4 protein-coding genes are annotated in these 5186 nt (G+C 73.1%); 2 read left to right on the top strand and 2 right to left on the bottom strand.

Annotated elements, in window-relative coordinates; all coding sequences use genetic code 11:
* A partial coding sequence (gene ftsY / locus D7X12_RS39010; protein WP_244225045.1) for a signal recognition particle-docking protein FtsY occupies positions 1-1499 on the top strand: 1499 nt, incomplete at its 5' end.
* A gap of 31 nt (positions 1500-1530) precedes the next feature.
* On the opposite strand, the gene D7X12_RS39005 is transcribed toward ftsY, so the two are convergent.
* The gene (locus tag D7X12_RS39005; RefSeq protein ID WP_120630229.1) at positions 1531-3339 is read right to left on the bottom strand and encodes a M1 family aminopeptidase; all 1809 of its coding nucleotides are present in this window, start codon (positions 3337-3339) and stop codon (positions 1531-1533) included.
* A 51-nt stretch (positions 3340-3390) separates the two neighbouring features.
* Here D7X12_RS39005 and D7X12_RS39000 point away from each other — a divergent pair, with 51 nt between their 5' ends.
* A complete protein-coding gene (locus tag D7X12_RS39000; protein WP_167509121.1) occupies positions 3391-3990 on the top strand; it encodes a hypothetical protein in 600 nt (199 codons plus the stop codon).
* Positions 3991-4030: 40 nt separating this feature from the next.
* On the opposite strand, the gene D7X12_RS38995 is transcribed toward D7X12_RS39000, so the two are convergent.
* Entirely contained in the window at positions 4031-5020 is a 990-nt protein-coding gene (locus D7X12_RS38995; RefSeq protein ID WP_120630227.1) for a PEGA domain-containing protein, read from the bottom strand.
* Between the last annotated feature and the right edge of the window lie 166 nt (positions 5021-5186).

The following is a 5186-nucleotide window of genomic DNA, read 5'->3' as shown; positions in this document are numbered from 1 at the left end:
CCCCCACTCCCGGCGCCGGGACGACGCAACCGGGCACGGGCGTCCCTCCGCCGGACCCCGGGCTCACCGGCGGCGACGTGGTGGGCATCGGCGGCGCGGCCCTCTTCGTCGTCCTCATGGTCCTGGCGGCCCGGAAGCTCTTCGGCCGCAAGCGCCCGCCCGAAGCCCCCCGCAAGGGCCCGGCGGAGGCGCCGCAGCTGCCCGCCGAGCGCCCCGAACTGCGCGTGGAGCTGCCGCCCTCCGACAAGGAGCTGGCCCTGCGCCGCGAGGCGGACGACGCCCACGCCCGCACGGAGGACCTCCGCGTCCAGCGCGAGCAGGCCTCGTTCGCCGCCCGCGCCGCGAAGGACAGCGCCGAGCGCACCCGCCTGGAGTCGGAGCTGCGCGCCCTCAAGGAGCGCGAGGAGGAGGCCAAGCGCGTCGAGTACCGCGCCAAGAAGGCCGTCGACGACGAGACGCGCGAGCGCCGCAAGCGGGAGCAGGCCGAGGCGGTGCGCCTGCGCGAGGAGTCCCGCGCCCAGGAGGCCGCCCGGGCGGAGGCCGCCCTCCAGGCCGAGGCCGCCGCCGCGCGCGCCAAGGTGGAAGCAGAGGGTGGCCGCACCCTGGCGCAGGGCCTGGACCGCACGAAGAGCCAGGGCTTCATGGCGCGGCTCAACGGGCTGTTCGGCCAGCAGCGCGCGGTGGACGAGTCCGTGCTGGCGGAGCTGGAGGAGATCCTCTTCACCGCCGACATCGGCGTGCGCACCGCCAGCCACCTGGTGGACGTGGCGCGCGAGAAGCTCCAGCGCAAGGAGCTGAGCGACCCGGAGCGCATCAAGGGCGTCATCCGCGAGGAGGTCGCGCGGATGGTGGACCTGCCCGTGCCCCGCTCGCTGGAGGGCGGAGGCCCGCCGCACGTGGTGATGGTGGTGGGCGTCAACGGCGCCGGGAAGACGACCACGATTGGCAAGCTGGCCGCGCAGCTCACGGGCCAGGGCAAGAAGGTGGTGCTCGCCGCGGGCGACACCTTCCGCGCCGCCGCCACCGAACAGCTGGACGTGTGGGCCGAGCGCGCCGGAGCCACGCTCGTGAAGGGCGCCGACGGCGGCGACCCGGGCGCGGTCGTCTTCGAGGCGGTGAAGAAGGCCCAGACGGAAGGGGCCAGCGTCATCATCGCGGACACCGCGGGCCGGCTGCACACCAAGGGCCACCTCATGGAGGAGCTCAAGAAGGTCAAGCGCGTGATGGACAAGGCGCTGCCCGGCGCGCCGCATGAGGTGCTGCTCGTGCTGGACGCCACCAACGGACAGAACGCCATCATGCAGGCCAAGCAGTTCCACGAGGACGTGGGCGTCACCGCCATCGCGCTCACCAAGCTGGACGGCACCGCCAAGGGCGGCGTCATCATCGGCATCTGCGACGAGCTGAAGCTGCCGGTGGTCTGGGTGGGCGTGGGCGAGAAGATCGCCGACCTGCGCCGCTTCGAGCCGCGCGAGTTCGTGCAGGCGCTGTTCGACTGACCGCGGGCGGGCCCCAGGAGGGCCCGGCCCGTCACTGCCCCATGAGCTGGGGCAGGAGTTCTTCCAGGAGTTGCTGCGTCTGGGCGTCCAGCTTCACTTCGCCCAGGCCGCCGCCCATGGCGTTCATCAGCCCCTGCAGGTCCCCGGCGCCCAGGTCCTCGTCGCCGTGGGCCTCCTCCCACCAGCGCGTGCGCAGCTTCCCCAGCGCCTTCGCGTTCGCCGGGCTCGCCTTCACCAGCTCCTGCGTGAAGCACGTCCGGCACGCCCACTTGAAGCGGTACGTGTCCACGTACGCGCGCAGGGCCTTGAAGAAGGCCTCGTCCCCGATGAGCCGGCGCGACGCGTGGTGCAGGAGCGGCGCCTTGCCGTACACGAGCGCGCCGTACTCCAGCGCGTTGGTGAAGTCGCCCACGGGCCGGTCCACGCGCGCGTCCTGTCCTCCCGACATGCGGAAGAACTGGTAGGGCATCACGAGCGCCTCCTGCTTCAGCGCCGCGGCGGTCTCCACGCCGTGGGTGAACTCCATGTAGAAGAGCGCGGCGTACTGGGCCAGGGACTCGTCCACCACCGGATCATGGATGGGGTCCGAGCCCACGAGCCCCGCGAAGTACTGGTGCGCCACCTCGTGCGCCACGGTGAACTCCAGCGTGCGCTCCAGCGACGCGCCCACCTGCGCCATCAGCCCCGCGCCCTGCGCGCCCAGGAACGCCTGCAGCGCCTCCATGCCGGGCATGCCCGCGAGCACCTGCGAGGGGTCCGCCCCGGCGCGGTAGAGCGACGTGGCCACCGTGACGAGCCCCGGAAACTCCATGCCGCCCGCGCCCCCGCTCAGCGGCGCCTGCACCACGCGGAAGTGGGTGTAGGGCAGCGGGCCCAGGCGCTTCTCGAACTCCGCCAGTGCCCGCGACGCGTACTTGAGCACGCGCTTGCCCGCCGCCGCGTCCTGGGGCGCGAAGTGGCTCTCCACCGTGACGCCATTCACCGTGGCGGTGGCCACCTGGTAGCCGCGCGTCACCAGCACCGGGAAGTCGCGCACCGCCGCGGCCGCGAAGCTGTAGCGCACGCGACCGTCGCGTTCGGGCACCTCGCCCAGGGGCGTCCCGGTGGCGTGCGCCGCCCAGCCCGAGGGCACGGTGAGCGTGGCCAGCACGTGCGCGGGCTCGTACAGCGCCAGGTCCCCCATCCCCTGCGGGCCGTCCCACGGCTGGCCCCGGTCATCCAGCGGCGGCACCTGCGGCACCACGCCCACCAGGCTCACCACGTCCGCCGTGGCGGAGAAGGCCCCGTGGTCCTCCGCGCCGCCCTTCGCGCCACCACCTCCCAGCAGGCTGCCCGCGCCGCCCATCAGCGACTCCGAGCCCGGCGCCGCCCGGGGCACCGTGCCCTTCACCGCGACCTCCAGCGACACCGCGCCGCCCGGGACCACCGGAGGATCCACCACCACGCGCTGCAGCGTGGGCTCCGGCCCCGGCTCCAGCGTCACGGCCTTCCCGTTGAGCTTCGCGCCGGAGAGCGTCACCTGCCGCGCGCGGGTGTTGGGCGTCAGCCGCAGGTACAGCTCGGTGAGGGGCTGGGGGCCCTTCGCCACGAGCTCCACCTGCACCTTGCCCGAGACGCGCCGCTCCTTCGGCTCCACCTCCAGTTGCACGCGGTAGCGCGGCAGGGAGTCCAGCGGCCCCAGTGCCTTCGCGGCCCGCTCCCGCTCCGTGGGCTTCAGGTGCTGGAGGCAGAGCTGGACCTCTGGAGCCAGGGACGCCGGCGAGGGCGCATGGGGAGGGGCCGCGGCAGCCGGGCCTGCGACGAGCACGCACAGCAGCCACCATCCGGGGAGGGTCCGCATGGAGGGCATGCTAATTGACCCGCTCCAGGGCCGCTCGCTACAAGCCTCCGGGTGCTCCGTCCGCGAACGTTGACCCTCACCGCCGCCGTCAGCCTCCTGTCCGCCTGTGCGGCCCGGCAGGCGCCGCCCCCCACCGTCGCGGCGCCGCCCCAGCCCCGCTCGGTGCGTCTGCTGCCCAACACCCCCGAGCGGGAGACGGCGCGCCTGGAGAAGCGGCGTGAGGACGTGGAGGTGGACACGCGCGAGGGCGAGCGCACGCCCCGCATCGTCGTCACCGCGGAGACGCAGCCCCTGCGGCTGGACGGCGCGCAGGCCCGCCTCTGCGGAGACGAGGCGTGCACCCAGGGCTTCGCCGTGGACAACTTCCTGCTGCTGGAGGTGCTGGACGCGAAGGGTCAGGTGTCGCGCCGCGCCGCGGTGGGCTTCACCGACAGCGTCTTCATCGGCAATGAGCAGGTGGACAACCTGGGCCGGCGCGCCTTCACCTTCGAGCCCAACGAGGTGGACATCACCCACCTGCTACCGGAGTCGGAGCCCTTCCGCCTCCGCGCCACCGCGCTGGACTTCTGGGGCGTGGGCCGGGTGACGGACCTGTTCCTGCGCCTGGAGCCGGGCACCGGCCGGGGCGAGGACGACCTGCGGGGCCAGTAGGCGGCCCCGCGCGTCCTCAAGCCTCAAGCCCCCCGGGACCTCAGAAGCTCAGGGCACCCGGGGGAACTCCAGTGAGCAGGCCCGCGCCGATGACGGCGTCGCACTGGCCGCCACAGACGTCCTTGTTCGCGTCGAGCTTCGCCGGGCCCTGGGTCACGGCATAGGCGCCCACGCCCGCCGCGGCCACCACGCCCACGCCCGCCCAGACGTACCAGCGCTGGTACCACGCCTTGCTGGTGCTCTCCTTCACCTCCGGCGGCTGCTCCGTGCCCAGCGCCAGTCCCGGGGACTCCACCGGCTCGGTGGGAGTCTTCGGCTCCAGCACCGGCGTGCGCGGCACGTCCGACCCCGCCGAGGCCACCGCCGCGGGGCGCAGGCGGCCCTCGACGACGTAGAGCTGGCCGGCGCGCACGATGATGTTCTTCACGTCCTTGAGCCCCGGGGCCCGGAACTCGATTTCATGCTGCCCGGGTTTGATGGGCATGTTGTCGATGGGCGTGACGCCGACGCGCACCCCGTCCACCAGCACGGTGACGCGCGGCACGTCCGACGTCACGGTGGCGAAGCCCGTCGCCGCCTCCAGGGACAGCGTCACGTCCGTCGTCTCGCCCGGCGCCACCACGACGCGCTGGGTGAAGTCCGAGTAGCCCGGCCTGCGGGCCACGACGGTGTGCTCGCCCGGCACCAGCTCCAGCGGAGCCTGGGGGTTCACCTCCTGGTCGTCCACGGTGACCTTCGCCCCACGCGCGTTGCTGCCCAGCTTGAAGGCCAGGAAGGACTTCGCGGGCTCCGGGGCCACCGCGGGCGTCTTCGCCGGCTTGCCCTTGCCCTTGCCCAGGCGCTCCTTCTTGGGCGCGGGCTTGCGCTTGGTGGTCGTCGGCTTCGGCTTCGCCGGCTTGGGCGTCACCTTGGACTTCGACGGCTTGGGCTTCACGGGGGCGAGGAGATCATCGTCGTCCTGCGCGAACACCCCGGAAGGAATCGCCAGGGCGGCGACAAGCGACAGGACAGCGAAGCGGCGAAGGCTCATGTCGTTCCGAAGGTTAGAGAGTCATCCCAGTGGAAGCAAACACCGTCCCACCTGGACGGCGGTTGGGAGAATATCCGCGCCCCATGCACCGCGCCCTCGTCACCCTCCCCCTAGGCCTCTGTGTCCTCTCCCTCGCGGCGTGTCCGGCCAAGGCCCCTCCCCGGGT

It is taken from the genome of Corallococcus sicarius, from assembly GCF_003611735.1.
GTDB lineage: Bacteria > Myxococcota > Myxococcia > Myxococcales > Myxococcaceae > Corallococcus > Corallococcus sicarius.
Note: the sequence above shows the minus strand (reverse complement) of the source record. Positions and strands in the feature narration are given on the sequence as shown.

What these genes read in the sequence shown, in the direction of transcription:
- D7X12_RS39005 (WP_120630229.1), bottom strand. Translation starts at nt 3,339, where the DNA reads ATGCGGACCCTCCCCGGATGGTGGCTGCTGTGCGTGCTCGTCGCAGGC.
- D7X12_RS38995 (WP_120630227.1), bottom strand. Translation starts at nt 5,020, where the DNA reads ATGAGCCTTCGCCGCTTCGCTGTCCTGTCGCTTGTCGCCGCCCTGGCG.